Genomic DNA, 24,204 nt, shown 5'->3' on the forward strand with positions numbered 1-24,204 from the left:
TTAGTTTCCCTTAAAAATCACTCTGCACCTGGGAGGGGTTAAACTGAAGCCCCCATACCCATTTTCATCAAAAACAACTCCAGTCCCAGTACCTTATCAACAACACCTGTTTTCATATGATAATCCAGTTCTCCCAACTCGAAGAGAAGCTGACGCAGTTGTTCGGGACGGAACCTCCTGGCCTGCTCCCCCGCAACTTTTACCCCGTAAGGATGCAAGCTAAGCTGACTCGCAATTTGCTGCTGGGAATAACTTTGACCTGCCAGCTCCTTAACCTGCAATATAATCCGGAATTGCCGTGTGATCAAAGCTGCAATCTTGATTGGTTCCTCTTTTTGCTTGAGCAGCTCATAAAAAATACCAAGCGCCTGATCCAGCCGCAAATTAGCCAGATTCTCAACCATCGCAAATACGTTTTGCTCTGTACTACGAGGCACAAGAGATTCGATATCCGTAGATGAAATCGTTCCTTGTGCTCCTGCATACAAGCACAGCTTGTCTATCTCGGCAGCCAAGGATTGCAGCCCTGTACCTGTATATTGAATGAGGGTCTCTGCAGCTCCTGCAGCTAATTGCACCTCCCTTTCCCCTGCACGCTTATGAACCCAAGCTATAAGGTCATCTCCACCCAACGGGGAAAAGGCAATCACCGAAGCATCACTTTTCAGTCTTTTGACAATCTTTTTTCGTTCATCCAGCTTTTCGGCCTGAACCATAAAAACGATAACGCTATAATCAGTCGGGTTATCCATATAAGCCAACAGCGTCTCAATGCGGTGCTCAATCTTGCCGCTATCTTTGCCTGCTGCAAATACACTTGTGTCCCGGACAATAATCAGCTTTTTCGGCACCAGAAAAGGCGCAGTTTCCGCTTCCTCCACGACCAGCTCGATTGGCGTTTCCGTCAGATCATAAGGAATAATGGCAAAATCACGATGCTCCTCTTCCACCACTTTTTCCTTGAGCATCTCGACGAATTGCTTCATCTGGTATTTTTCACTGCCGTATAGCAAATACACAGGCGAAATATCGCCCTTGCGAATAGCCTTAGCAGCTGCTTTTACATCCATATTCCGTTCCCCCCATCCATTGATCGTACCCGACATCCGACCGGAAGGCAAGTCATGATACAAACAAAGGGACCCCGCCTATAGGCAAGATCCCTTCACCACCATCTATATCAACACGGCAGCAGAAAGCTCTAGAAACTTTCGACCGTCGGGATACGACGTCGGTTCTTATAATCTATTCCTTAATTTTAAATGTGTGACTACTTACGGCAATTATTTTCCAGTGCTGCGCGGGACCGTATACGTATATTTACTTGCCGTACCGTCTTGCTCCGTCTCGTACATAAAGGTCTGACTATCATCCGACCAGCTTCCGTTGACCCAGGCTCCTTTTAAGGTACGAACCTCTAATGTTGTTCGGTCTACCCCATTATCGGCAAGCTTATATACTTTCAGCTTTTTGCCTTCAATAACCACCGCATAGCTGCCATCAGGTGAGTCCAGCTGATCTTCGGACGTAGACTGGGCGCCAAAGGTGGAGGCACTATTACTGTCTGGAGAGACCAGTGAATTAGATACAAAGCCCTCTTTGCGTACCGGGTCCTGTGACACGGAAGATGACTGATCGTTAGTGGCTCTCTTGCTGGTATCCCCCAAGGCATTGCCTGAATCCTTGGTAATGCTTTGGGAGCTTGTATCTGTTGACGTTCCATTCGAAGCTGTTTGATCCTGCGTCTTCAGTTCCTGACTCAGCGAAAAAGATGAATCATCCGTAGCTGTGTTGTCGTTATTACCATCCTGAGCAGTCCCTGCACCCGCTATAGGTGCATTTTCCATTCTTGATTCCTGCTGCTGATCAGGGGCTATCGTCGATTGTTTGGATTTTTCCTGCATTAGCCGTTTGTCATCGGACTTGGGAGCATCCTGTACGAAATTCTCCATCGACGGATTCTCCTTGGTCGCTTGACTATCCGATTCTGGCTGTTTCTGCTTTCGATCCTGCTGAGAAGAAGCTCCAGCTGACGCAGACTTCGCCGAGTCTCCCTCCCCACGCTGATTGTCACGTTTTGCAGCATCCGGGTTGGACAGATTATTTTCACGATCTGCCCCTTTTACACCCTGTTTGCTCGAATCAGGCTCTTCACCTGCAGATGGCTGAGAGGCATCCGTTCCTTGCCCCTGCTCTAACGGCGGGTTGGTCGAGTCCGATACAATGGCTGCATCATGGCCTCCACTACCATTCGTCGCATCTGAAATTTCAGTCTGATTCTGCTGAGTCGTCACTTCAGGCGACTGGGATGTAAGTATGCCTTCCGCATCCTGCACTGTTTTAGGCTGGAAATTGAACACTACAATTCCCAGTACAACAGCAGCGGCAGCCACGCCCATGGCCGCACGTCCTCCCATACGGTTCCACCAAGGCGTAGGCTGGGTACGCTGTCTAGGCCCAGGTCCAGGCTCAACAGCCAACGGCTGCATTTCCTGAAGCGCACTTCCCTGCTCCTCACGTGCGCGGTCAATGGCATCCAGCTGAGGCATGATGGAATCCACCAGGCTGAACGCCGGGGAAACCGCAGGTAATTCCTCCAGCTCGCGAGAGAGTGTCTGAAGAATATGAAATTTTTCCGCACAGTCCGGGCAAGTCGCAATATGGTTCATTAATTGGGACGTCTCTTCTTCGCCCAGCTCATGATCCACATAACGCTGCATCCAATCCATCACCTCTTCCTCACACTTCATCCTGATACACCACCTTTCTGATAATCCTGAAGTAGCCCTTGCAACTGCTGTCTTGCACGATATAAGTATGACTTGACCGTATTGAGCGGCAAATCCAAAGAATCGGCAATTTCGTTATAGGAGAAATCCTGCAAATATCTCAAGACGATCACTGTCCGATGGTGCTCTGGAAGCTGCTGTATCGCTTCACGAACATCCTGTGCCATGTAGGAGGTTAACACCTCAGCCTCTACATTTTGGGGATCGTTGAAGATCATGTCGTGCTCCTCAATGGAAACCGAGGGTTTCGTCCTTCTGAATTTGTCGATACATATATTCGTAACAATGCGTTGAACCCAGGTTTTGAACTGCGCTTTTTCCTCATAAGAGTTAATTTTGGAATAAATCCGTATGAGAGCTTCCTGTGAAGCATCCATGGCGTCCTGCTCATTGTTCAGAATGTAATATGCCGTACGGTACACATGCTGCTCTATCTCTCTTAATAGGGTAATGAGAGCGTCGCGATCGCCCGATTGAGCGGCTCGAATGAGTCCCTGCTCTACCACAAAGGATCCCCCTCTCCCTGCAATATTACAGACGCATCCTCTTTGCAAATTGTTGCAGGATAGACGTCTGACGCTAATTTTATTTTTTTAATGTAAAAAATTATACCAAAAAGCCCAGAATCCCCATTGTAACCTTCCTTAGAATAACAGAAAAAAGGAAGGTAGTCACCTTCCCTTGGCTCACAAGACATCACAATGTTGGAATCTATTGAACCGTACTGGCATGTTGTTTCTTTTCGGGTTATTTTTTAGAAATTAGAAAATCCGATATTCGTTCTAATTGATAAGTCAGAGCAATCGGATCTTGAAAATAAAAGTCGTCGATCGAATATTGGTACACCTTTGCTGCTTTAACGGCAGGCAGGTTCTTCCATACACTTTTAGATTCAATATCCTTCCCCTGATCTGCTCCTTCGCCTCGAATACCCAACATCAGATAATCAGCATCACTGAGCATCTCTGGTAAAGCCTCCAATGAAATGCTTGCCCGCCCATCATAAAGTATGGCTCCGCCACGCCCATAGGATTTTCCATAAAGATATAATTCTTTTCCTGTAATCTCGAAAATGGCAATTTTTTTACCTGAATCAATGACATCAGGCAAGGCTTGCTTTTTCTCAGCGATTTTAGCCGTAAAATCAGCAAGACACTCCTTCGCTTCCTGCTCTTTGTTCAGCACTTTGCCCAGCTCCAATAGGCGATTCTTGTAATATTTTCAACCCCATTCAAGTATTTCTTATAATATGGAGCATTAAAAACGGGATCTGGAGCCCCTACGGGTGTAACCCCAAGTGCAAGCACATCGCCCACATAGTCGCCAACTGCTACAACGACACGCTACGGATGCTCAGGAAGAGTAACTGTACCTTTATCACTTTCATATGTACGTGTAGCAATTGTATCACTGGTCGAGGCGGTCTTGGAATCAGCTGTTTGGCCATCAACCGCTGCACTCCCGTTCCCATTTGTAGCGCATGCACTCAGCACCAGCATCAACGAAATAAGGAACAAGCAAGCCGATACTCGAATATTTGAGTAGTTCACAATAATCCCCCAAACTAATAATGATTCTCATTTTCATTTATATGAATTCTATCAGACCTTACAGATGATGTCCATGCCAATTCGACTTAAGCAAACAGCCCACTCTTGAGAGTGAGCTGTTTAATATTTTGATCGAAAGACTCATATACTTACTTGTTTAAGGAACTCATATGGGCGTCGGCATATCGATTGCCATGCACCTCATTTTTCGGACTTACGGCTTCAATGAGTGCTAATTCCTCTGAGGTCAGTTCAACGTCCACGGATGCTGCATTTTCCTCCAAATATTTTATACGTTTGGTTCCGGGAATCGGCAATGCGCCCTTCGCTATCGTCCAGGCTAGTGCCAATTGGGAAGGAGTGCAGTTTTTTTCTCGAGCAACTTCTTTAAGTTTATCAACAAGAGCCACATTTTTTTGGAAATTATCACCCTGGAAGCGCGGCATATGCCGGCGAGCATCATCAGGTTGAAGATCTTCGAATGTACGCAGCTCACCAGAAATAAACCCTCTGCTCAAAGGACTGTAGGCCACAAGGGTTATACCCAATTCCTGGATCGCAGGAAAAATTTCATCCTCAACATCCCGGCTCCAAAGAGAATACTCGGATTGCAAAGCAGAAATCGGATGTACCGCATGTGCGCGTCGAATTGTAGAAGCAGAAGCTTCGGATAAGCCCAGATAACGAACCTTCCCTGCCTTAACCAGCTCAGCCATGGCTCCAACGGTTTCTTCAATAGGGACATTGGGATCTACCCGGTGTTGATAATAAAGATCAATGTAGTCCACACCTAACCGACGCAGGCTTTCGTCCACTGCTTTTTTAACGTAATCCGGGTGACCATTAATACCTTGGAAATTTGGACCAAAGGAAAATTTTGTAGCAATAATCGCTTGATCCCGGCGGCCTTTTAAAGCCCGACCCAGCAATTCTTCATTGTGCCCATTACCATACACATCTGCAGTGTCCAGCAAGGTAACACCCAGTTCCAAAGCACGATGGATTGTACGAATGGATTCGTCATCATTGGTGTGACCGTATATTCCAGGAGACATGCCCATTAAACCCAAACCAAGAGACGAAACGACCAAATCACTGTTGCCCAGGTTACGTGTTCTCATCTAGCAAACCTCTCTTTCCAATCTTCATTTTTAACTTCGAGCTTCATCATAGCATATGAGATATTACATTTCAAACAAAAAATATGTTTTTTGTCTATTTTGTTTTCGAGATACGTTTTGAAATGTATAATGTATATTCCAAAAATGATATCAGGTATAATAAAGCTGGATTGGAGGCTAATGATGTGACCGACGATAGCAAGGTAGACAATAGCAATGCAATAGATAAAAAAAATGAGACCTGCATTAAACTCAGCATGAAACTGGCTCCCTATGTAAAAAAGCACGGATTTCAGACATTACGTATGGATGAAATTGCAAAAATTATGGATATCAGTAGGGCAACCCTATATAAATACTTTTCTACTAAAGAAGAAGTAATGGAATTTGTTGTGAACAATCTCATTGAGTTTATCAACGACTTGGCTATGGATTCATTGGATACAGATCAATTGTACGGAACCCGGTTTCAGCAGCTATTTGAAAAATCAGTTTTACTTGCTGTGTATGTTACAGACATTCTCTTAAAAGAATTTGAGCACATATATCCTGAGAAATATGACCGCTTGAGAACGGCGTTGCAGTTGCGAGAACAGCAATTGTTGGATTTTTACAAGGAGGGTGTACAAAAAGGTGTATTTAACGAAATCAATGCAAAATTATTGATTTTGCAAGATGAGATGCTACGATCTATGCTTGATGCTAAGTACTTAATGTTAAACCATTTGACAATTTATCAGGTCTTGTATGACTACTACCAACTAAAAAAGGTTCAATTGTTTAAGCCTGAGAAAATTCAAAGCGTAGATGACGCATTAATGATACCTAGAATTGAGTACTTGACCCAAAAAATCTCCAAGGAGCTATACTAAAATGTATTAAGGATTAGGTTCCTTCAAGTCAAAAGCAGGCTGCTGTGCCTGCTTTTTGTATTTGAGGAATAGCAATTCTTATTTTTGATGTCTATAAAAACAATAATCGGAAAATCATTTTGTCGCCTTTTGTTCACGTTTGCGTTTGTACCGCACACTCATTTTTCCTTGCTGCGCACGGATTTGTATCTCTCCCATCGTATCTGTTCGATATATAGCAGAGCCTGCCGACGATAAACGCTTCAATACCGCTTCATTCGGGTGTCCATAGGTATTGCTCGCACCGACCGAAATGACAGATATCTCTGGTCGCCAGTAGGATAGCCACTCTTCCGAGGTGGAATACTTGCTGCCGTGATGTGCTATTTTCATGACGTCTACAGCTTGTCTTGCAGTCCCCATTTCCCCCGTATCTTTCATACGGGATGAAGAATGGGCTAATTCAGAAAGCAATAGCGATTCTGCCGCTTCATCCATATCTCCAGTGAACAAAAAAGTGACTCCCTCCATTTCCAATACCATGGCAACGGAATAATGATTTTGCTCCTTTATAACAGGTAACGGTTCAGATTCGTTCTCCTGCAACGGAAACGGATAAAGAAAGTGGATTTTCGTATCCTGATCCGGCTCCCATCCCATACCATGATATGCACTGTACAGCTTGATCTGCTTGTTTAAAGCCGTGCTCAACAGCTTGTGAAACGGTGCTTTGTCTGTCAGGGTACCGTTGAAAAACAAGTTTGTTACGGGAATCTGGTCAAGCACAGCCTGTAATCCTCCAGCATGATCATGATCTCCATGTGTTAAAATAACGGCATCCAGCCGCTGCACACCACGCTGCTTGAGCAAGGGTACAATCGTATCCGCACCGACCTCATAAGGATCTTTACGCTTGCGCCAGGCATTTTTCCCTGTCGCAAAATCCATTGTGCCGCCGCCATCCACCAAAATGTGTTTGCCGCCCGGCGTTGTAATTAGAATGCTGTCACCTTGGCCCACATCCAGGTATTGAACCATCCCCGTATCCCCTCCACCTGGAGATTGATAACCTACACACAGTATGCCAAGCCAGGCTATACCGCTTAAAACCAATGCCAAATAACGATAACTATTCCATTGTTGACGCGCATATTGGCCTGCACCCTCAGGCTCATGAGCCGTTTGCAAGATAGCCGCCCATTCTGCAGAAGCTGCTAATCCTGTATGTATGGGCGATGAAATGGGGGGAGAGCTTATAGCAGTCATTTTTTCGTCCGCTTGCCTTCGGGATGTCAGCCACGTTTTGAGCCAATACAGAACACTGTACAAAGCTGCATAATACGCCATGACCCACAGGATGGAGGAAGATGGCCAAATACTCACATAAACATCATCCACGTTCAACCACTTCACAAGCAAAAAGGTCAGCTCGTTTAATTGCTCTGCTGGCCACGCAAGAATACGAGCCCCATCCCCCCACAAAAAGGCGATTCCCATCGCTACTGTACCCAAAGGAAGTACGATATACGTGATCAGTGGTACGAGCACAAAGTTAGCTATAAACGATAACAGCGAAAATTGATTAAAGTAGAATACCGTCATTGGAAACGAAACAAGCTGCGCCGTAATGGTAATCGCAATCTCACCGCCGAGCAGAAGAGGCCATTTAGCGAAAAACGGCTTCATAAGCGGCATGTAAATGAGCAGCCCGCCTGTCACCAAAAAGGAAAGCTGAAAGCTGACGCTAAGCAGGTAATAGGGATTCCAAAGCAGCATCAGCAACGCTGATATGCTTAAAATGTTAAGCCCGTCTTTGAGCATGCCCCGTCTGGCTGCAAATAACCCGATCATCGCCATGATCCCGGCCCTCACAACAGATGGAGAAGCACCTGTCAGCAGAACATAAGCCGGAATAAGTACCATCACGATGGTCAGTGACGTCTCGCGACTCACTCGCATCAGCTTGAGTAAATATAGCAGTGTAGCTGCATATACCGCCACATGCATACCGGATATCGCTAAAATGTGCGTTAACCCGAGTTGCGTAAATTCGTTATACGTTGCCGGGTCGAGCTCATCTGTAACTCCCAGTACCAGTCCATTCATATATCCTGCGTGATTAAGGGCTGTAAATGCCGTTTCCATTCGTTGTCCTAGCTGCTCCCTAAGCTGATCATTCCACCTGAGCAAAATGTAACGGTTCCACAGGGAGGCTTGCTGTTTCTGCAGTGAAGCGGCTCCATTCCCTTTGAAAAGCCAGTGAACTTCCTGGGTGTGAAGGTATTCACTATAATCAAAGCCGCCAAAGTTCCCCGCTTTGGCAGGAGCCTTCAAGCTGCCACGTATTTGAATTGCATCTCCACGCTGCCATGCTGCCGCAACTTGCTGTTCCTGCTTGGCAGCCAGCTTGATGTGAACGATGACCTGTTCAGAGATAGATGCAAGCTGCTTGCTTTTTTCTGAATTACGTCCCATTTGATGAATAGCAGTGACTCTCATCTCAAACTGCGCTCGATCTCCATCTACCTCCACCTCGGAAGCAATAAACCCCGCTGCTTGAACAGGCATGTCTTCCACCATAGAAGCCGATACATGAAGAGTGTCGGGAATGCTGCTCACATTATGCCTATCATGCCAAAACCAATGGAATCCACCACCGCTCAAAGCAAGCCATAGCCATACCACATGCCGCACAGGAATTTTCATCAGTAGAGCTATAAGAGGAAGCATCAAAGTCACTCCCGTCCAGAGCAACAAAAGCATACGTCCAGAATAAAGGCAAGCTCCTGCACTTCCTGCAATCCAACATACAGTTAGAGTCAAAATAGGTCTGGTTAAAACAAGTTTGGCCTGAATACAATCACCCCCCCGTAGCAAAAATACTGCTTGCTGTCCAAGCTGCAAAACACAAAAAAGAACCCCTGACAAAATAGCATTCGTCAGAGGTTCTTCCTCGTTTACACTTTAATCCTTAATATCCATGAGCGTTTCCTTGGGTGGGTGATAGGTCTCCAGCATGCGGAAGGCAATTCCCTTCTCCTCCATCATGGCACGAACCTTGTCGGCATCTTTGGGATAGGGCCGATGGTATACAATCTCCACAATACCGCTGTTTGCCAGCATATTGGCACACGTCCAGCACGGCTGGTCAGTAACATATACTGAGGAGCCTTCGCGATCAATCCGATCAGTGAACAACAGCAGATTTTGCTCTGCATGAATCGTACGGATGCAGCGTTGCTTTTTAACCATTTCCTCACGACCATCACGATGAACAACCTCGTACTCCTCCGAGATCATACAGCCTGCCTCAGAGCAGTCAGGTACGCCGGACGGTGCACCATTATAAGCGGTGCCCAAAAGTTTTTTACCTTGGACAAGTACGGCTCCAACATGACGCCGCGAGCAGCGCGAACGGGTGGATACCATATAAGCGATATCCATAAAGTAAGTATCCCAGTCCTTGCGTACATCTGCACTCATAACCATCTCTCCCGTATAAACTAGTTAAAACGTATATCATTCCGCTAAAATTCATTTTCAGAGCCTGGTCACCGTAATCTTTGTATAGCTTACAGGCTTACGTAAGGCTTCATTTTCGCCAGCATTTTAGCGCCGATGCCCTTCACATGATCCAAATCGTTCACACGTTGGAACGGCCCATGCTGATTACGGTAGTCTAAAATGGCTTCGGCCTTTTTAGCTCCAACCCCCGGTAGCTCCATTAACTCGGCAGCAGTCGCCGTATTGATGTTCACCTTTTTTTCACCGGATACGGATGTGGTAGCTGAATTTGCATTTCCAGTAGCGAGGTTTTCGCTTACAGCAACCTGTACAGCAGCAGCCCCCTTCACTGGATTATGCTTCATAGTGCCAGCAGCTTGGCCAGCCGGGCTGCGTTCCGTTTGGTCTGAATTCGCTTTTGCAGCACGCTTTCCCGATGCGTCGTCACTTTTGCCCTGCAATTCCTTGGGCTCTGACTCCACCGCTAATACCTGCTCCACCTTGCGGTTAAGCAAAGTCCACTCTTCTTGCGGCTCAGGGCGCTGCCCTCCGGCAAACAGAATAAGCCCACTCCCGATTAGTGCAAGCGTTATCGCTGTTCCTGTCCATACTCGTTTCATGTTCGTATCGTCCCCTACTCCACATGGATTTTGGGAGGATGTAAACAACCTCCATACGGTTTCGCTGTGAGCCATTTTTCCAAAGAGAGGTACAGCCCCGGGAACGATCTTATATATTCAGACATAAAATTCGTCATGTCGGTCAAGACCGGGTGCATACACTAAGAAGAATGACAGCGTCTATACCGCAAAGTATGAAAGGAGGACGTTGAACAATGAAAGTTGGATTTATCGGGACTGGCAGCATGGGAAGTCTGCTGATTGAGTCTTTTATTCAATCCAATGCACTTAAGCCACAGCAAATATCAGCAAGCAATCGAACGCATTCCAAGGTAGCTGAGCTGGCCCGTCGTTATCCAGGTTTGCATGCAGCCCAAAGCAACCGTGAAACGGCAGCGGAAAGCGATATTTTGTTTATCTGCGTGAAGCCGCTGGAATCAAAAGCCGTAACGGATGAAATACGCAACGTCATTACAGAAGAGCAAATCGTCGTATCTATCACAAGTCCGGTGCAGGTACGTATTTTGGAGCATGCACTGAAAGCCAAAGTGTCCAAAATTATTCCGAGCATCACCCACCAGGTGGGGAGCGGAGCCTCACTATGCATCCATGGCAGCCGGATTACAGAGGAGGACCGCTCGCTTCTGGAAGAGCTTATGTCTCACATTAGCAGGCCGATTCGAGTTAAAGAATCTTATACGCGGATCACGTCGGATTTCTCCAGTTGCGGACCTGCTTTCCTGGCCTTTTTTATGGACCAGTGGATTCAAGCCGCCGTTCAAGCCACGGGTATAGACCGTACGGAGCTAGGTGCCCTGACTGGTGAAATGATGATCGGCACAGGAAAGCTGCTCACGGAAGGCGGGATGACACCAGCCGAGTTGCAGGCCAGGGTAGCGGTTCCCGGAGGTATTACCGCCGAAGCCCTTGCACTGCTGGACAGCAGCCTGCATAGTGTCTTTCCCGAACTGATACGGGCTACACACAACAAGTATGAGGAGGACATGCAAAAGGTAAATGTCTCCTTCGGCTCAAAGCCGATTAACCGGCAACAATATTAACCAGCTTACCTGGAACAGCAATTACCTTACGAACCGTTTTGCCGGCCAGCACCTGCTGAACGTTGTCCAGCGACAAAGCAAATGTTTCCATCTCTTTGGCATCAAGATCCTTGGCAATCTTTGCACGCTGCACGATTTTACCATTCACCTGCACGACAATTTCCACTTCGGCATCCACCGTCCATGCTTCATCATAAGCAGGCCAAGCCGCGTAGGTAATGCTGTCGCTGTGCCCCAGCAGCTGCCACAATTCCTCGGCCAGATGCGGTGCAAGCGGCGACAGCATTTGCACGAAGTTTTCCATCGCTGCACGCGGCAAAAGCTCTGCTTTGTATGCATCGTTGGTGAAAATCATCAACTGGCTAATTGCCGTATTGAAGCGCAGCGCATCCAGATCTTCAGTTACTTTTTTCAGCGTTTTATGCCAGGTCCGCTTGAACTCATCGCTTCCGCCATCATTTGTAATTTTATCATTCAGGCTACCATCCTCGGAAACAAACAGGCGCCATACGCGGGACAGAAAACGATGCGCTCCCTCAACTCCGTTCTCGTTCCATGGCTTGGTCGCTTCGAGCGGCCCCATGAACATCTCATAAATACGCAGCGTATCGGCGCCAAACGTATTCACAATATCGTCAGGATTAATGACATTACCGCGCGATTTACTCATTTTTTCATTGTTATTGCCCAAAATCATGCCCTGGTTGACCAGTTTGTAGAAAGGCTCTTTCGTTTCCACTACACCTAGATCATACAGTACCTTGTGCCAGAAACGAGCATACAGCAAGTGAAGAACCGCGTGTTCCGCTCCGCCAATGTACAAATCAACAGGCATCCATTCACGCTGCTTCTCCTTGGATACAAGCTCTTTATCATTTTTGGGATCAATAAAGCGTAGGTAGTACCAGCAGCTTCCTGCCCATTGCGGCATCGTGTTGGTCTCGCGACGCGCTTTCATGCCTGTCTCAGGATCAATGGTTTCTACCCATTCTTTTGCATTGGCCAATGGGGATTCACCCGTGCCTGAAGGCTTGATGTTGTCCATCTCCGGCAGCATGAGCGGCAGCTGATCCTCAGGAACCGTTTTGATCGTGCCATCTTCCAGATGAATTACCGGAATAGGCTCACCCCAATAGCGTTGGCGGCTAAACAGCCAGTCACGCAGACGGTAGGTTACTTTGCCCTGTCCTTTACCCTCGGCTTCCAGCCATTCGATCATCTTCGGAATCGCTTCCTCGTTGGTAAGTCCATTCAGCGGGCCTGAATTGACGTGCGGACCATCCTCGGTGTATGGCTCATTAGCCACGTCTCCACCTTGGACAACCTCAGTGATTTTCAATCCGAATTTCTTGGCAAATTCCCAGTCACGTGTATCGTGACCCGGTACAGCCATAATTGCGCCTGTTCCGTAGCCTGCCAGCACATAGTCGGCAATCCAGATCGGCAGCTTTTCACCGTTCACCGGGTTCACCGCATAAGCACCTGTGAACACGCCTGTTTTATCCTTAGCCAGATCCGTACGCTCCAGATCGCTTTTACGAGCAGCTTGCTCACGGTATTGATGCACAGCATCCTTTTGTTCAGGTGTAGTGATGATTTCCACCAGTTCCTGCTCTGGAGCCAGCACACAGTAGCTCGCACCAAACAGCGTATCCGGACGGGTTGTAAATACCGTCAGCTGCTTGTCATGGCCTTCAATTGGAAAAATAACCTCAGCCCCGGTAGATTTGCCAATCCAGTTCCGTTGCATATCCTTAATGCTCTCGGACCAATCCAGCTCCTCCAGATCATCCAGCAGACGATCCGCGTATTCCGTAATTTTCAGCATCCATTGACGCATTGGTTTACGGATGACCGGATGACCGCCACGCTCACTCTTACCATCAATAACTTCTTCATTCGCCAGCACGGTTCCCAGCGCAGGACACCAGTTCACGGGTACTTCAGCTACATAAGCAAGACCGCGCTTGTACAATTGGATGAAGATCCATTGTGTCCATTTATAGTAATCAGGATCAGTCGTACTGATTTCACGATCCCAGTCGTACGAAAAACCGAGCGATTTGATCTGACGGCGGAAGTTATTTACGTTTTTCACCGTAATTTCACGCGGATGCTCACCTGTATCGAGCGCATGCTGCTCGGCAGGCAGACCGAAAGCGTCCCAACCCATCGGATGCAGTACGTTGTAGCCGCGCATTCTTTTATAACGCGAAACAATATCCGTTGCCGTGTAGCCCTCCGGATGGCCTACGTGCAGACCAGCTCCAGACGGGTAAGGGAACATATCCAAAGCATAAAACTTCGGTTTGCCCGGCTCTTCTCCGGTACGAAACGTCTTGTTCTCATCCCAATATTTCTGCCATTTTGGTTCAATACTTTGCGGTTGATAGCCGTGCTTCGGCTGTGTGTCTGTCATTCTCATTTCCTCCTCAAACGGTATGCAACAAAAAAACCTCTGCATCCCGTAGCGTATTCAGCGCTAGGGACGAGAGGTTATATTCCCGTGGTACCACCCTAGTTAGCAGAAAGCGTTCTTCGCGTTCTACTCCCTTTGCACCTGATAACGGAGGTGATCCGATGCGGTTTAGTAACAGAATATAAACACCTGTATAGGGCGTTCCTGCGTTGGGCGCATATCTCCGAGGCGAGTTCACTTTGCGCTGTCAACCGACTTGCACCACCCGCCGGCTCTCTACATGTCCACACAAAACTACTATTCCTCATCAGCGATTGTTTAACCGTTAATAATGGCACTATTATATTGAAAACTGCGAAAAAAGTCAAATAAGGACTACACGCCCTTCATGTCATTATGAAAGCGCCCTTCTTTTTCCCGTATTCTCATAATAAAGCCTCACTATTTTACAGCAACATAAAACAGTCTCGCCGCGTCATCCTCTGCTTCTACCCATTCAAAATCCGCATACACCTTCACATCACGAAAACCCGCTTTGGACAATTCTGCCTTCATCCAGTCAGGGTCATAGGCACGCTGCACATGAATTTCCTCGAACCGCTGATACAGATCGCGTCCTTCATTTTCTGCTCTCGCAAAAATACTAAGATGATGCTCAATTTCACAGCGTGGCGTATCCAGCGCACAGGTCCAGATATACGAGATGGAGCGTTCGTCCAATACAAAAGGCTGCTCTTCATCATAACGTACAAACGTCTGGGGATGATGTACATCAAACAAGAAGGTTCCGCCGGGCTTAAGACCTGCATACGTTCTGCGAAACGTAGCCGTTATATCTTCTTCCTCCAGCAAATAGTTCAGGCAATCGCAAAAAGAAATCACCGAATCGACTGGCTCGGGTAAACTCCATTCCCGCATATCCTGCTGCAGCCAGCGGACGCTTCCCTCACGAAACAGCCGCTGTCCTTGCGGAGTCGTTTCCATTTTGCGGCGAGCTACCGCCAGCATATCAGAGGATAGGTCAATGCCGGTCACCTCGAAGCCCGAGTTCACCAGGGGAATCGTAATGGAGCCCGTTCCGCAGCCCAGCTCGGCCACCGTATGCGGCATACCGTACTGTTCCCAAGCCTGCCGTGCAAAGCGCAACCAGTCTGGATACGGCATATCCTGCATCAGCTCATCATATACATAGGCAAACTTCCGGTAAGAAGCCATTTTTTATTCCTCATTCCCGTCCTTCGGTTTAGGCATTTTTTCCACCAGGTAGGTCCAGTTTTCCTTTTGTATAACCAGTCCTTCCTTCATCAGCTTGCCCATCGCACGCTTGAAGGCAGATTTACTGATGCCAAACCGTTGCTTGATAATGTCGGCCGGGGTTGCGTCAGAATAAGGCATACCTCCGCCTGGACGCTCTTTCAGAAAAGCGATCAGCCGATCTGCATCCTCATTACGGCCCACTTCCTTACGCGGCGACATCGCCAGATTGACACGACCGTCTTCACGAACAAGCGCGACCCGTACCTTAACCTCTTCGCCCAACCGAAGCATCCGGTTACGTTCCGAGGAATGAATCATACCAATGGCTCCAAAACCAAGCACCCCGCCGTCCACCAGGACAAATGTACCCATCTGAAGCGGCTTGTACACGGTCGCCTGCACCCACGTATTTTTCCACGAATCAGGGGCATGGAAGCACAGCGGAGCCAACTCCTGCTCTCCTGCCAGCTTAGCCCGCAGTCTGCCCTGCTTGTCATGCTCCATGATCGCATACACGTGATCGCCCACCCGAGGATGCAAGTCCCGGTTCTCCGGCAGCTCGCGAATCGGCAGCAAAAGCTGGCGACCCAGTCCCATCTCCAAGAAGCATCCCAAGCGCGGGTGCACGTCAGCCACCTCAAGCTTTGCCATTTCGCCCAGCGACAAGAACGGCTTTTTCATGGTTGCAGCCAAACGGTCCTCTGTATCGTAAAAAATAAATACCTCCAACCGTTCGCCTACCTCGATCTCGCGTGTAAGCTCCGTATAATGTAGCAGCACATCCTGCTCACCGACGGTGAGAAAGTAGCCAAAAGGGGACACTTCACGGTCCACCATAATGGTGACATAAGTACCAGCAATCAGACTCATACCTTCTCCACAACCTTAGCGTCCGACCAGAGTCGTTCAATGTTATAATATTCACGCTCGTCGCGATGGAAGACATGCACTACAACATCCCCCAAATCCATCAGAACCCAGCGTGCGGAATCCATACCTTCGATCCCCTTGATAGTTACACCTTCATCATGAGCACGTTTGCGAATTTCGGTTACAATCGCCTGTACCTGTGTATCCGAATTACCGTGGCAGATTACAAAATAATCCGCGACAAGTGATACTCCACGCAAATCCAGTGCAACAATGTTCATTGCCTTTTTATCATTAGCGGCATCAACCGCAGTTTGCATTAATTGCTCATTCGTTAGGGTCATTCATGAACCTCCGTTTTTCTCTGTTTTAGTTGTTGAATCAAGTCATTGCGCGACAAGACCGTCAAAGGAAAAATAACCTTTTGCTTCTCCAGCAACAATGAAATCGTAGAGTCAAATCCAGCGACAAGCCCTTGCTCCAAACTTTTTTTGGCCTGTTTTCGGATATGATCGACCCCGGGAAAATCACGGCCTGGCTCGATGTAATCAGCGAGACACACGACTTTATCCAGCAGGCTCATGCTTACACGCCCTGACGTATGCCAGCGAATCGCATTTCGTATTTCCGGATCATCTACCCCGTAATCTCTTGCTGCAACACAGTATCCCACCTCAGAATGCCAGAGCTGTTTGTCATGCTTCAAAAGCTCCTGATCACATTCGGGATGACTGCGAATCACTTCTTCCATCTGCTGAACAGGCCAATATTTCGCTACATCATGCAAAATAGCCGCCAGTTCGGCCTTCTCCGGGTCCGCGCCATAACGCTTGGCTAGCTCCACGGAGGTATGCATAACACCCAGCGTGTGCTTCCAGCGTTTTTCAGGCATCTGATCGGATACGGCCTCCATCAATTGCTCACGGCTGTACTTCATACAAACCGCCCCTTGTAATATAGTCATGCACACGGTCAGGCACAAGATAACGAATGGTACGCCCTTCCGCAGCACGTTCCCGAATATCCGTCGATGAAATGTCCACCACTGGCATGTCCGCCAGCAATATCCTGTTCTGCAAATAATGCGGCAATTCATGTAATGCAAGCTGGAAACCGGGGCGTCTGACACCGATAAAGCAAATCCGCTGCGCCAGCTCCTCAATTCCCTGCCAATGAGGCAAGTAGTTGACCATATCCGCGCCAATAATAAAATAAAAATCCTCCGCAGGGTGCAGCTTCTGAAGCTCCTTAATCGTGTCAATGGTATATGATACCCCACCGCGAAGCACTTCAATATCCAGCACTTCAAAAGCGGGATGACCCGCCACCGCTTCTCGCGTCATCTCCAGGCGCTCCGTACCGCTCGCCCCCGCCTGATGCTTGTGCGGAGGGATATGAGAAGGCATAAACCATACTTGATCTAGCGCATAGGCATCCCTTGCCGCCTCTCCAGCCAGCAGATGCCCAATATGAATCGGGTCAAATGTACCGCCCATAATACCGATTTTCATAGTATTCTCCCCGCGTGTTTATCCTCTTGGCAACTCAATTTGCTTGTGATCACGGGATTCCTTGTACAAAATAATGGTGCTCCCGATGATCTGCACAAGCTCGGAACCTGTTTCCGTAGCCAGCTCTTCCGCAATTTCATGCTTGTCATCCAGACAGTTGTTCAAAATTTGCACCTTCATCAGCTCACGCTTTTCAATCGCATCGTTGATGTGACGCATAAGATGCTCATTCGTACCGTTTTTCCCTACTTGAAAAACCGGGTCCAAATGATGCGCCATGGAACGCAAATATCTTTTTTGTTTACCTGTTAACATGTATAATTAACCCCTTCATCGCCACATATGCAATGCGGCATTTCCATAATTTAAATGTAAAATCTGACCTATGACAGACTTCTCAGCACCGCCGCTCTCATCTGGTCTACCGCCGGGGCAATCCCCGTAAAATACTCAAAGGCCACCGCTCCCTGGTACACGAACATCCCCAAGCCACCATGCACAATACAGCCACGTTGTTCACGGCTTTCACGTAAAAGCCTCGTTTCCAGCGGGTTATAGATCAAATCACTCACAATGATTCCCTTCGGAATCAAGCTCGTTTCCAGTGGAAGCTCATCTGATAAGGGCGACATTCCCACCGAGGTTGTATTGATCAACACATCTACCGTTGCAAGTACGTTCTTCGCCTCATCGTTGGCATAGCCCGTTACTGGAATCGCTTCCGTCGTCCATTCCTTTGCCAGTTGCTCAGCTTTCTCGCGTGTTCGGTTCAGAATCATAACCGATTCCGGCCGCTCCTCCAAAAGAGCATGAATCACGCCACGAGCAGCCCCTCCGGCTCCAAGAACGGCAATTTTTGCACCTTTCAATTCCACCGAAGTCTCTTCCTTAAGGGAACGCACATAGCCGATTCCGTCGGTATTGTAACCCTTCAGCCGTCCGTTGTCATTCACAATCGTATTGACTGCGCCGATCAGCCTGGCCCCTTCATCAATCTCATCCAGATATTTCATAACCTCAACTTTATGGGGAATTGTCACATTGACTCCGCGGAAATGCAATGCCCGAATTCCCTTCATAGCATCCTCCAACTGATCCGGCTTGACGTGAAGTGGTACAAAATCCCCTTCAATTCCTGCTGCCTGCAAAGCTATTTTATGCATAAGAGGCGATTTGGAGTGCTTGATCGGATCCCCCAATACGCCTAATAGTACAAGACCTTGCTCGGTCGCTCCAGACTCCCCGCTGCTGCTCATCGTTGATCTCTCCCATACTGCAAAATATTAGGCTGCACAAATACATGAATGGCGGCAGGAACCTGAACATGTTCCTTGCCGCCCTATAACATGGCTTACAACATCCGTTAAATCAACGCAGGCCGCAAAAGGACACGGATTCCCCGAGGGACATGAACCGCTACCAGAGCTCCGCTGTCGCTATTCACCCTGATCCATCCCAAACCGGAAATATAGATGTCCGATGGAGCTTTACGGGGAACACGGAACTCATGTCTCGTCCATTCCGGCATTTCTGCCAATTGATCGCGCGTTGGCGGAGAGAGCAATTCCCCGGCATGATCAGCAAACAGTTGATCCGCCCGCTCCAGCTTCGTGCGATGTATTTTTAACCCACCGTTAATATAGCAGGTAAAGGATTGATGCTGACCTTCTATAAAATCAAATCGGCCCATGCCGCCGAAAAACAAGGTCTGTCCGGAATCCAGTTGATAAGCAGCAGGCTTCAGTGGCTTGTCCGGCATAATGGCGCTCAAATCCCGGCGGGAAACGATTTCACTGAACCGCCAAGGGTACACAATCCCTGGCGTATCAATAATATGCTTGCCGTCATCGAGTGGAATATTCACCATATCGAGTGTGGTTCCCGGGTAACGGGACGTTGTGAGCTCCTGTTCCATATCGCTATAATCACGAATCAAGCGGTTAATGAGAGTGGATTTACCCACATTTGTCGCACCTACCACATATACGTCCCGGTTGTCGCGCAGCTCGGATACCACATCCAGCAAACGGTCAAAGCCCTGATTTTTCTTAGCCGAACACAGTACAATATCTGCCGTACGCAGCCCTTGCTCCTTCGCTTGCTTTTGTACCCAGTTACGAACCTTGTTCCAATTCGTTACCTTAGGCAGCAAATCAGTCTTGTTGACAGCCAGTATAACCGGATTGGAGCCTACAAAACGTTGCAGGCCGGAAATCAAGCTGCCTTCGAAATCAAAGATGTCTACAATGTGGATGACGAGCGCGTCCTTGTCCCCAATCTGACTGAGCAGCTTTAGGAACTCGTCCTGATCCACTGTCACTGAAGACGTTTCATTATAATTTTTGATCCGGAAGCAGCGCTGACAGATAACGGGCTCCCGTGTAAGCAATTTTTCCGGAATATACCCCGGGAGCTCCGGGCTAGTAGTCTGCATTGTGATACCGCAGCCACTACATTTGACGACAGTTCCGCCGTCAGGTCTTTCAGTCATTCTTCTTTTCCTCCTCAAGCCATAAGCCTTTCTTACGTAACCTTGTGAGCGCGATTCGCTCCAACCGCCGATTAAAGCGGGTCATGACTCCTTCATCATGGATGGATATCGGCAACACCAACACCGTATGCAATCCCAGTCGGTTGCCACCTAATACGTCCGTCAACATTTGGTCCCCGACCATAATAGTCTCTTCCGGAGTAAGCTCCATCATACGAATGGCTCTGCGAAAGGACGAGTTGGAGGGTTTCCGTGCAGCATGTATAAATTCAATGTCCAAAGGTGTAGCAAACATGGATACACGGTTCATATTGTTATTGGACACGATGACAAGCTTAAAACCCGTCTGTTTGACCTTTTCGAACCAGGCCACCAGCTCGGGAGTCGCGTTCGGCGCTTTTGCGCCAACCAGCGTGTTATCCAGATCCGTAATAATGCCGCGATATCCTTGAGCATACAAGCCTTCAAGATCAATATCAAAGACGGTTTTCACCCGTAATTTGGGCATGAGCATTTCAAACAACGTCGGTCACCTCAGTTTCATACGACAAACTATACCATATTACTATGGCTTAGTAAAAAGCTATCCGCAACAAACGGACAGCTTTTTTACCCAGCCTATAGATAAAGATTATAAAATCGACGGCATTTGAGCCTGGAGAAAATGACTACACTTTATCCTTCTGATCTGGCGCAGCTTTTCGTCCAGCCCATCGTCTTGTCCGTCCTTCCTTATGCAACAGGGAAACTTGCTTTCGAACCTGACGCCAATCCTCCGCGGTTACTGAAGATGGACTATAACGCGCTTGCTCAAACCGTCTGAGCAGCTGTTGTAAAATGGCCGCACGTTCCGGTGCTTCTATCGACCATCTGCCAACCGATTCTCGCAGCGTCTCGTGACTGGCACGCCCAAATCCCTTTCTTCGCATGTACCCTAACCAGTGCTCTGTTTCGACAATTACCTTTTCATCTGGGGTCAGCGGCTTCCCTCTGCGCAAGCGCAGCAGGTAAAAGTGGATATCCGCGCGATTACGCCAAATAATATATGCAGCCCACAGCACAAGGATTGCAGCCGCCACAGCTATAAAGGCCGGATGAATCTTTAACCCTTCCTCTACATTAACCTGAGGAGTCTGTCCAGGCTGTTCCGGTTCAGGCTGATCTTTGACCTCGGGGGCATCAGGCGTCTTTGTATCCTCCTGTTCGGTAAGCAACGGCATATCAAAGCCCGGCGTAGCTTCTACAGGAACCCAGCCATATTCACCCAAATATACTTCCGCCCAGGAATGGGCATCCGCATTTGTTACAGAGTAAGAGGACATATTTTCACCAGCATCGTCCGTTGTTGCTTCATCTGAAAACGTCTGCTGACCAGGCGCATATCCTTTGACCCAACGGGCCGGAACCCCAATCGAACGAGCCATCATGACTAGCGAAGTCGAGTAATAATCGCAATAGCCCTCTCGGATTTCAAACAGAAAAGCATCTACAAAATCCTTGCTTCTTTTTCGTGAGAGGTCCGGATTATTGGTATATGCATAATTTTGCTGTAAATACTTCTGTAGCAGTCCGACCTTTTCATACGGCGTTTTGGCTGTTGACGTTATGTTTTTAGCCAGATCACGCACTCGCTGCGGCAACTCATCTGGAATTTGCAAGTAAGCTTCCTGTTTGTTTGCCCCATATAGATCACTAAAGGTTTTTGTACGCAGCACTTTCTCGGGAATTACAGGCACATAGGATACCAAGGTATACGTTTTGGGATAAGCGGTTCTTCGGGAGCCTGCGCTCCAAAGCAGTTCTGACTGTTCTGGATTCCAACGCAACCCATTGGCCTGAGAATCTCTGTCCACAGATTGAACACGATGGATCGAATAGGCGCCAAACAGAACCGGATAGCTCTGATCATTTTGCATCGTAATCGTTTGAACGACCTGCTCGGTCGAATGCCGCGTTTCCTGTGTATTTTCCAGCTCTGCGGTCATGGACACATCATTTAGTGTTTGATCATCGTTGCCGGCATCACTCCAGCCTGTACCTGAATAGATCCGTTTCGACTCCCCGCGCCAATAGCTTCGCTGATTGGTCATAATGGTCATAACGGGAGAATAATCAAAATTAAAGCCTCCACCCAAACGATTATCCTGGCGACTATAGCCCGACGCAGTGCTCATCCGCTGATTCATCGCCCCAGGACCATTGTTGATCCCGACAGTAGTAGAGCTATTTCGCTGAGTCCACGCCGTATAGGGGTCTGTCAAGGCGGGCTGTACCTCAGGCATATTCACGCCAACCATAATAATCAGCGCGAAAATGACCGCAATATTGGCTGCGATTTTATACGGATAGCGGCGAATATGTTTCCAGCCTTGTGGATAATGCTGGCGAAAATACTGCAAATGCTGCGTTACCAGCCAGCCCATACCGGCAAAAACGATCCAGGCTACTTCCTCCCAGAGCACCGTTGGTGTGAATGAATCAAGCACTGCCAGCGCAGCAATATTGATACCTACAAATACGATAATCCGCTGCTTGGTCGTCACAATGAGCGGCACCATTTCAATGATCAGCCAAGCAATCAAAGAAAACCAAATATAAGGGGACATATTCGATATGAATTGATCCAAGCGGTTGGCTGCACCCCCGAAAGGGATGATGATTGAGTAGGCCACGAGTGTCCGATACAAGATAAAAAAGAGCGTCGCCGCCTTAATGATAAATTCAATCCATGGTCGGAATGGCAATAAAATTTTCACCAGAGCCAGCATCGTAATGGTCATTAGTACAAGTGTTCTGGTCTCCTCCATCCACAATTCGGAAGCAAAGGACACCCATTGCATGGCAATAATAATAATCCATAGAAAGGTAAAGGTCAGCGCCCATGAACCCTTCAACGATTGTAACCAGCTCTTCATCGTGTCCCTCCTCCCATCACAGCCGGGAGCTCTTCAAGGCTCGAAATATGATAGCCTTGTATTCCCCTTGTACGAAGCATGCTTAACCATTCTTCAGCTTTTACCTCAGCGGAGCCTTCTCCAATTCGAACGTGGCACGGAGTCATCCCCCGGGTATCAGCCCAGCGAAGAAGTTCCAGCGCCCGCTGATCCTTCAACGGACTGACCAGTACAAAATAGCAGCCTTGTGGAAATTGACGTACGCTACTCTCGACAGCAGCCATCAGGCTACCTTGTGAAGTCATGTGTATGTCTACCAAATGATGCATCATCCGTTGTCGTTCCATCATCTGCTCACTGGGTTGAAAAACAATGCCTTTCTCTCCGGCCGTGCACAGGCCGACCCCCATTCGCTCCCGTCCGCCATATTCCAGCAATGAAGCGGTAGAGGACACAGCCAGTTCAAACTGGTCAGCGTTTATATAATGCTTCGTTTGCAGGTCCAGTACAAGCATGGTTTTGGGAACTGTTTCATGCTCAAATTCCTTAGATTTCCAGCTACCTGTACGAGCAGTCGCATTCCAGTGAATACGTGAAAACCGGTCTCCATATACATAGTCTCGCACACCGTTAATTTGCGTCGTTTCACGCCGTGTTCGAGTTTGAACCGTTTGCGGCCCGGACATCCTTGAGCGACGATCATTCACCTGCCAATACGGGATGAACACCGTTCGGGGCAGTACCCGAAATTCACCGCGTGCGTTCAACCTGCCTTTGTGCTCTAACAGGCCGAAGATGTCCTCACTGACACATTCGGTTTCCTCAAAATGGTAGCTTCCCCGCTCTAAAGCAGGAGTCTGGAATGTAAGCTGCCCGCCCCCCTTCAGACTGGGAATGACGCTGTCCTCAAACGACCAGGACTCGCCTGTATGTCGCTTGAGAACCTCGCGGACAATGATATACGGCAACGGAAGAAAGCCGGGGATACGCAGATTCAGCTTAACATGCACCTGATCTCCCGCATGCAGCAGCTCGCCAAACTCCGAGCCATGCGACAGCTGCCGTGAGCCTTGAACACGGCGAACCCCGCTCAGACCAACGATCCATAAATAAATACCCATCAGCGTAACCATACACAACAGCATCACTGACGTTTTTCCGCCCTGAAACAACAAATACAGCAGGCATACCACCCATATGACCATCAGAAGCCAGATGCGGCCGGACAGACGGGGAATCCTGCGTTTTCTTTTGACCATATTCATT

At 48.1% G+C, this 24,204-nt stretch carries 23 protein-coding genes and 1 other annotated feature; of the genes, 2 read left to right on the top strand and 21 right to left on the bottom strand.

The features are described 5' to 3' along the window. Window positions 1-38: 38 nt before the first annotated feature. The 6 genes from holA to WG8_RS16110 form a co-directional block, all read right to left on the bottom strand. On the bottom strand, window positions 39-1,070 hold the full coding sequence (gene holA / locus WG8_RS16090) for a DNA polymerase III subunit delta (RefSeq protein WP_043891110.1): 1,032 nt from the start codon (window positions 1,068-1,070) through the stop codon (window positions 39-41). A 213-nt stretch (window positions 1,071-1,283) separates the two neighbouring features. Next, complete coding sequence (locus WG8_RS16095; RefSeq protein ID WP_007431287.1) at window positions 1,284-2,750, bottom strand: anti-sigma factor; 1,467 nt, start codon at window positions 2,748-2,750, stop codon at window positions 1,284-1,286. Then, window positions 2,747-3,295, bottom strand: a complete 549-nt coding sequence (locus WG8_RS16100; protein WP_007431288.1) for an RNA polymerase sigma factor — start codon at window positions 3,293-3,295, stop codon at window positions 2,747-2,749. The genes WG8_RS16095 and WG8_RS16100 overlap by 4 nt, the downstream gene beginning before the upstream one ends. 241 nt (window positions 3,296-3,536) lie before the next feature. Next, window positions 3,537-3,974: an ABC transporter substrate-binding protein gene (locus tag WG8_RS28585; RefSeq protein ID WP_007431289.1), complete on the bottom strand. Its 438-nt coding sequence runs from the start codon at window positions 3,972-3,974 to the stop codon at window positions 3,537-3,539. 158 nt (window positions 3,975-4,132) lie between these two features. After that, entirely contained in the window at window positions 4,133-4,339 is a 207-nt protein-coding gene (locus WG8_RS28590) for a hypothetical protein (protein WP_007431290.1), read from the bottom strand. 149 nt (window positions 4,340-4,488) lie between these two features. Beyond that, window positions 4,489-5,460, bottom strand: a complete 972-nt coding sequence (locus WG8_RS16110) for an aldo/keto reductase (protein WP_007431291.1) — start codon at window positions 5,458-5,460, stop codon at window positions 4,489-4,491. A 185-nt stretch (window positions 5,461-5,645) separates the two neighbouring features. Here WG8_RS16110 and WG8_RS16115 point away from each other — a divergent pair, with 185 nt between their 5' ends. Further along, window positions 5,646-6,332 carry a TetR/AcrR family transcriptional regulator gene (locus WG8_RS16115; RefSeq protein ID WP_007431292.1) on the top strand — a complete coding sequence of 229 codons (687 nt, stop codon included), beginning with the start codon at window positions 5,646-5,648 and terminating at the stop codon, window positions 6,330-6,332. Window positions 6,333-6,446: 114 nt separating this feature from the next. Here the strand turns inward: WG8_RS16115 and WG8_RS16120 are convergent, their stop codons facing one another. The 3 genes from WG8_RS16120 to WG8_RS16130 form a co-directional block, all read right to left on the bottom strand. Then, the gene (locus tag WG8_RS16120; RefSeq protein ID WP_442950077.1) at window positions 6,447-9,074 is read right to left on the bottom strand and encodes a ComEC/Rec2 family competence protein; all 2,628 of its coding nucleotides are present in this window, start codon (window positions 9,072-9,074) and stop codon (window positions 6,447-6,449) included. Between the two features lie 201 nt (window positions 9,075-9,275). Then, on the bottom strand, window positions 9,276-9,794 hold the full coding sequence (locus WG8_RS16125) for a deoxycytidylate deaminase (protein WP_007431294.1): 519 nt from the start codon (window positions 9,792-9,794) through the stop codon (window positions 9,276-9,278). A gap of 89 nt (window positions 9,795-9,883) precedes the next feature. After that, window positions 9,884-10,435, bottom strand: coding sequence for a ComEA family DNA-binding protein (locus WG8_RS16130; protein ID WP_007431295.1), 552 nt, complete (start codon window positions 10,433-10,435; stop codon window positions 9,884-9,886). A 215-nt stretch (window positions 10,436-10,650) separates the two neighbouring features. Between WG8_RS16130 and comER the strand changes: the two genes are divergently transcribed. Further along, window positions 10,651-11,496: a late competence protein ComER gene (gene comER / locus WG8_RS16135; protein WP_007431296.1), complete on the top strand. Its 846-nt coding sequence runs from the start codon at window positions 10,651-10,653 to the stop codon at window positions 11,494-11,496. Here comER and leuS read toward each other — a convergent pair. The 12 genes from leuS to WG8_RS16195 form a co-directional block, all read right to left on the bottom strand. Continuing rightward, window positions 11,477-13,915: a leucine--tRNA ligase gene (gene leuS, locus WG8_RS16140; protein ID WP_007431297.1), complete on the bottom strand. Its 2,439-nt coding sequence runs from the start codon at window positions 13,913-13,915 to the stop codon at window positions 11,477-11,479. The two genes, comER and leuS, sit on opposite strands and share 20 nt — an antisense overlap. Window positions 13,916-13,977: 62 nt before the next feature. Further along, window positions 13,978-14,235: a binding site (T-box leader), on the bottom strand. Between the two features lie 121 nt (window positions 14,236-14,356). Beyond that, entirely contained in the window at window positions 14,357-15,130 is a 774-nt protein-coding gene (locus tag WG8_RS16145) for a class I SAM-dependent DNA methyltransferase (protein WP_007431298.1), read from the bottom strand. 3 nt (window positions 15,131-15,133) lie between these two features. Further along, window positions 15,134-16,042 carry a CvfB family protein gene (locus tag WG8_RS16150; RefSeq protein WP_007431299.1) on the bottom strand — a complete coding sequence of 303 codons (909 nt, stop codon included), beginning with the start codon at window positions 16,040-16,042 and terminating at the stop codon, window positions 15,134-15,136. Next, on the bottom strand, window positions 16,039-16,386 hold the full coding sequence (rsfS, locus tag WG8_RS16155; protein ID WP_007431300.1) for a ribosome silencing factor: 348 nt from the start codon (window positions 16,384-16,386) through the stop codon (window positions 16,039-16,041). Before rsfS ends, WG8_RS16150 begins: the two co-directional genes overlap by 4 nt. Then, complete coding sequence (yqeK, locus tag WG8_RS16160; RefSeq protein ID WP_007431301.1) at window positions 16,383-16,979, bottom strand: bis(5'-nucleosyl)-tetraphosphatase (symmetrical) YqeK; 597 nt, start codon at window positions 16,977-16,979, stop codon at window positions 16,383-16,385. Before yqeK ends, rsfS begins: the two co-directional genes overlap by 4 nt. Continuing rightward, window positions 16,963-17,553: a nicotinate-nucleotide adenylyltransferase gene (gene nadD, locus WG8_RS16165; protein ID WP_007431302.1), complete on the bottom strand. Its 591-nt coding sequence runs from the start codon at window positions 17,551-17,553 to the stop codon at window positions 16,963-16,965. The genes yqeK and nadD overlap by 17 nt, the downstream gene beginning before the upstream one ends. 18 nt (window positions 17,554-17,571) lie before the next feature. Next, the gene (gene yhbY / locus WG8_RS16170; protein WP_007431303.1) at window positions 17,572-17,868 is read right to left on the bottom strand and encodes a ribosome assembly RNA-binding protein YhbY; all 297 of its coding nucleotides are present in this window, start codon (window positions 17,866-17,868) and stop codon (window positions 17,572-17,574) included. Between the two features lie 68 nt (window positions 17,869-17,936). Continuing rightward, a complete protein-coding gene (aroE, locus tag WG8_RS16175; RefSeq protein WP_007431304.1) occupies window positions 17,937-18,809 on the bottom strand; it encodes a shikimate dehydrogenase in 873 nt (290 codons plus the stop codon). 107 nt (window positions 18,810-18,916) lie between these two features. Then, window positions 18,917-20,044 (bottom strand): ribosome biogenesis GTPase YqeH, encoded by a 1,128-nt coding sequence (gene yqeH / locus WG8_RS16180; RefSeq protein WP_007431305.1) that lies wholly within the window; start codon window positions 20,042-20,044, stop codon window positions 18,917-18,919. Continuing rightward, a complete protein-coding gene (locus WG8_RS16185; RefSeq protein WP_007431306.1) occupies window positions 20,037-20,567 on the bottom strand; it encodes a YqeG family HAD IIIA-type phosphatase in 531 nt (176 codons plus the stop codon). The genes yqeH and WG8_RS16185 overlap by 8 nt, the downstream gene beginning before the upstream one ends. A 145-nt stretch (window positions 20,568-20,712) precedes the next feature. Further along, window positions 20,713-22,959 carry a DUF4129 domain-containing transglutaminase family protein gene (locus WG8_RS16190; RefSeq protein ID WP_007431307.1) on the bottom strand — a complete coding sequence of 749 codons (2,247 nt, stop codon included), beginning with the start codon at window positions 22,957-22,959 and terminating at the stop codon, window positions 20,713-20,715. Then, a complete protein-coding gene (locus WG8_RS16195; RefSeq protein WP_007431308.1) occupies window positions 22,956-24,203 on the bottom strand; it encodes a DUF58 domain-containing protein in 1,248 nt (415 codons plus the stop codon). Before WG8_RS16195 ends, WG8_RS16190 begins: the two co-directional genes overlap by 4 nt. Between the last annotated feature and the right edge of the window lies 1 nt (window position 24,204).

The organism is Paenibacillus sp. Aloe-11, from assembly GCF_000245715.1.
Taxonomy (GTDB): Bacteria; Bacillota; Bacilli; order Paenibacillales; family Paenibacillaceae; genus Paenibacillus; species Paenibacillus kribbensis.

Bases quoted from the DNA above. Each gene is read 5' to 3' on its own strand.
- holA (WP_043891110.1), bottom strand. From the start codon at position 1,070: ATGGATGTAAAAGCAGCTGCTAAGGCTATTCGCAAGGGCGATATTTCG.
- WG8_RS16095 (WP_007431287.1), bottom strand. From the start codon at position 2,750: ATGAAGTGTGAGGAAGAGGTGATGGATTGGATGCAGCGTTATGTGGAT.
- WG8_RS16110 (WP_007431291.1), bottom strand. From the start codon at position 5,460: ATGAGAACACGTAACCTGGGCAACAGTGATTTGGTCGTTTCGTCTCTT.
- WG8_RS16120 (WP_442950077.1), bottom strand. From the start codon at position 9,074: ATGCTTTTGTTGCTCTGGACGGGAGTGACTTTGATGCTTCCTCTTATA.
- WG8_RS16125 (WP_007431294.1), bottom strand. From the start codon at position 9,794: ATGAGTGCAGATGTACGCAAGGACTGGGATACTTACTTTATGGATATC.
- WG8_RS16130 (WP_007431295.1), bottom strand. From the start codon at position 10,435: ATGAAACGAGTATGGACAGGAACAGCGATAACGCTTGCACTAATCGGG.
- comER (WP_007431296.1), top strand. From the start codon at position 10,651: ATGAAAGTTGGATTTATCGGGACTGGCAGCATGGGAAGTCTGCTGATT.
- leuS (WP_007431297.1), bottom strand. From the start codon at position 13,915: ATGACAGACACACAGCCGAAGCACGGCTATCAACCGCAAAGTATTGAA.
- WG8_RS16145 (WP_007431298.1), bottom strand. From the start codon at position 15,130: ATGGCTTCTTACCGGAAGTTTGCCTATGTATATGATGAGCTGATGCAG.
- WG8_RS16150 (WP_007431299.1), bottom strand. From the start codon at position 16,042: ATGAGTCTGATTGCTGGTACTTATGTCACCATTATGGTGGACCGTGAA.
- rsfS (WP_007431300.1), bottom strand. From the start codon at position 16,386: ATGACCCTAACGAATGAGCAATTAATGCAAACTGCGGTTGATGCCGCT.
- yqeK (WP_007431301.1), bottom strand. From the start codon at position 16,979: ATGAAGTACAGCCGTGAGCAATTGATGGAGGCCGTATCCGATCAGATG.
- nadD (WP_007431302.1), bottom strand. From the start codon at position 17,553: ATGAAAATCGGTATTATGGGCGGTACATTTGACCCGATTCATATTGGG.
- yhbY (WP_007431303.1), bottom strand. From the start codon at position 17,868: ATGTTAACAGGTAAACAAAAAAGATATTTGCGTTCCATGGCGCATCAT.
- aroE (WP_007431304.1), bottom strand. From the start codon at position 18,809: ATGAGCAGCAGCGGGGAGTCTGGAGCGACCGAGCAAGGTCTTGTACTA.
- yqeH (WP_007431305.1), bottom strand. From the start codon at position 20,044: ATGACTGAAAGACCTGACGGCGGAACTGTCGTCAAATGTAGTGGCTGC.
- WG8_RS16190 (WP_007431307.1), bottom strand. From the start codon at position 22,959: ATGAAGAGCTGGTTACAATCGTTGAAGGGTTCATGGGCGCTGACCTTT.
- WG8_RS16195 (WP_007431308.1), bottom strand. From the start codon at position 24,203: ATGAATATGGTCAAAAGAAAACGCAGGATTCCCCGTCTGTCCGGCCGC.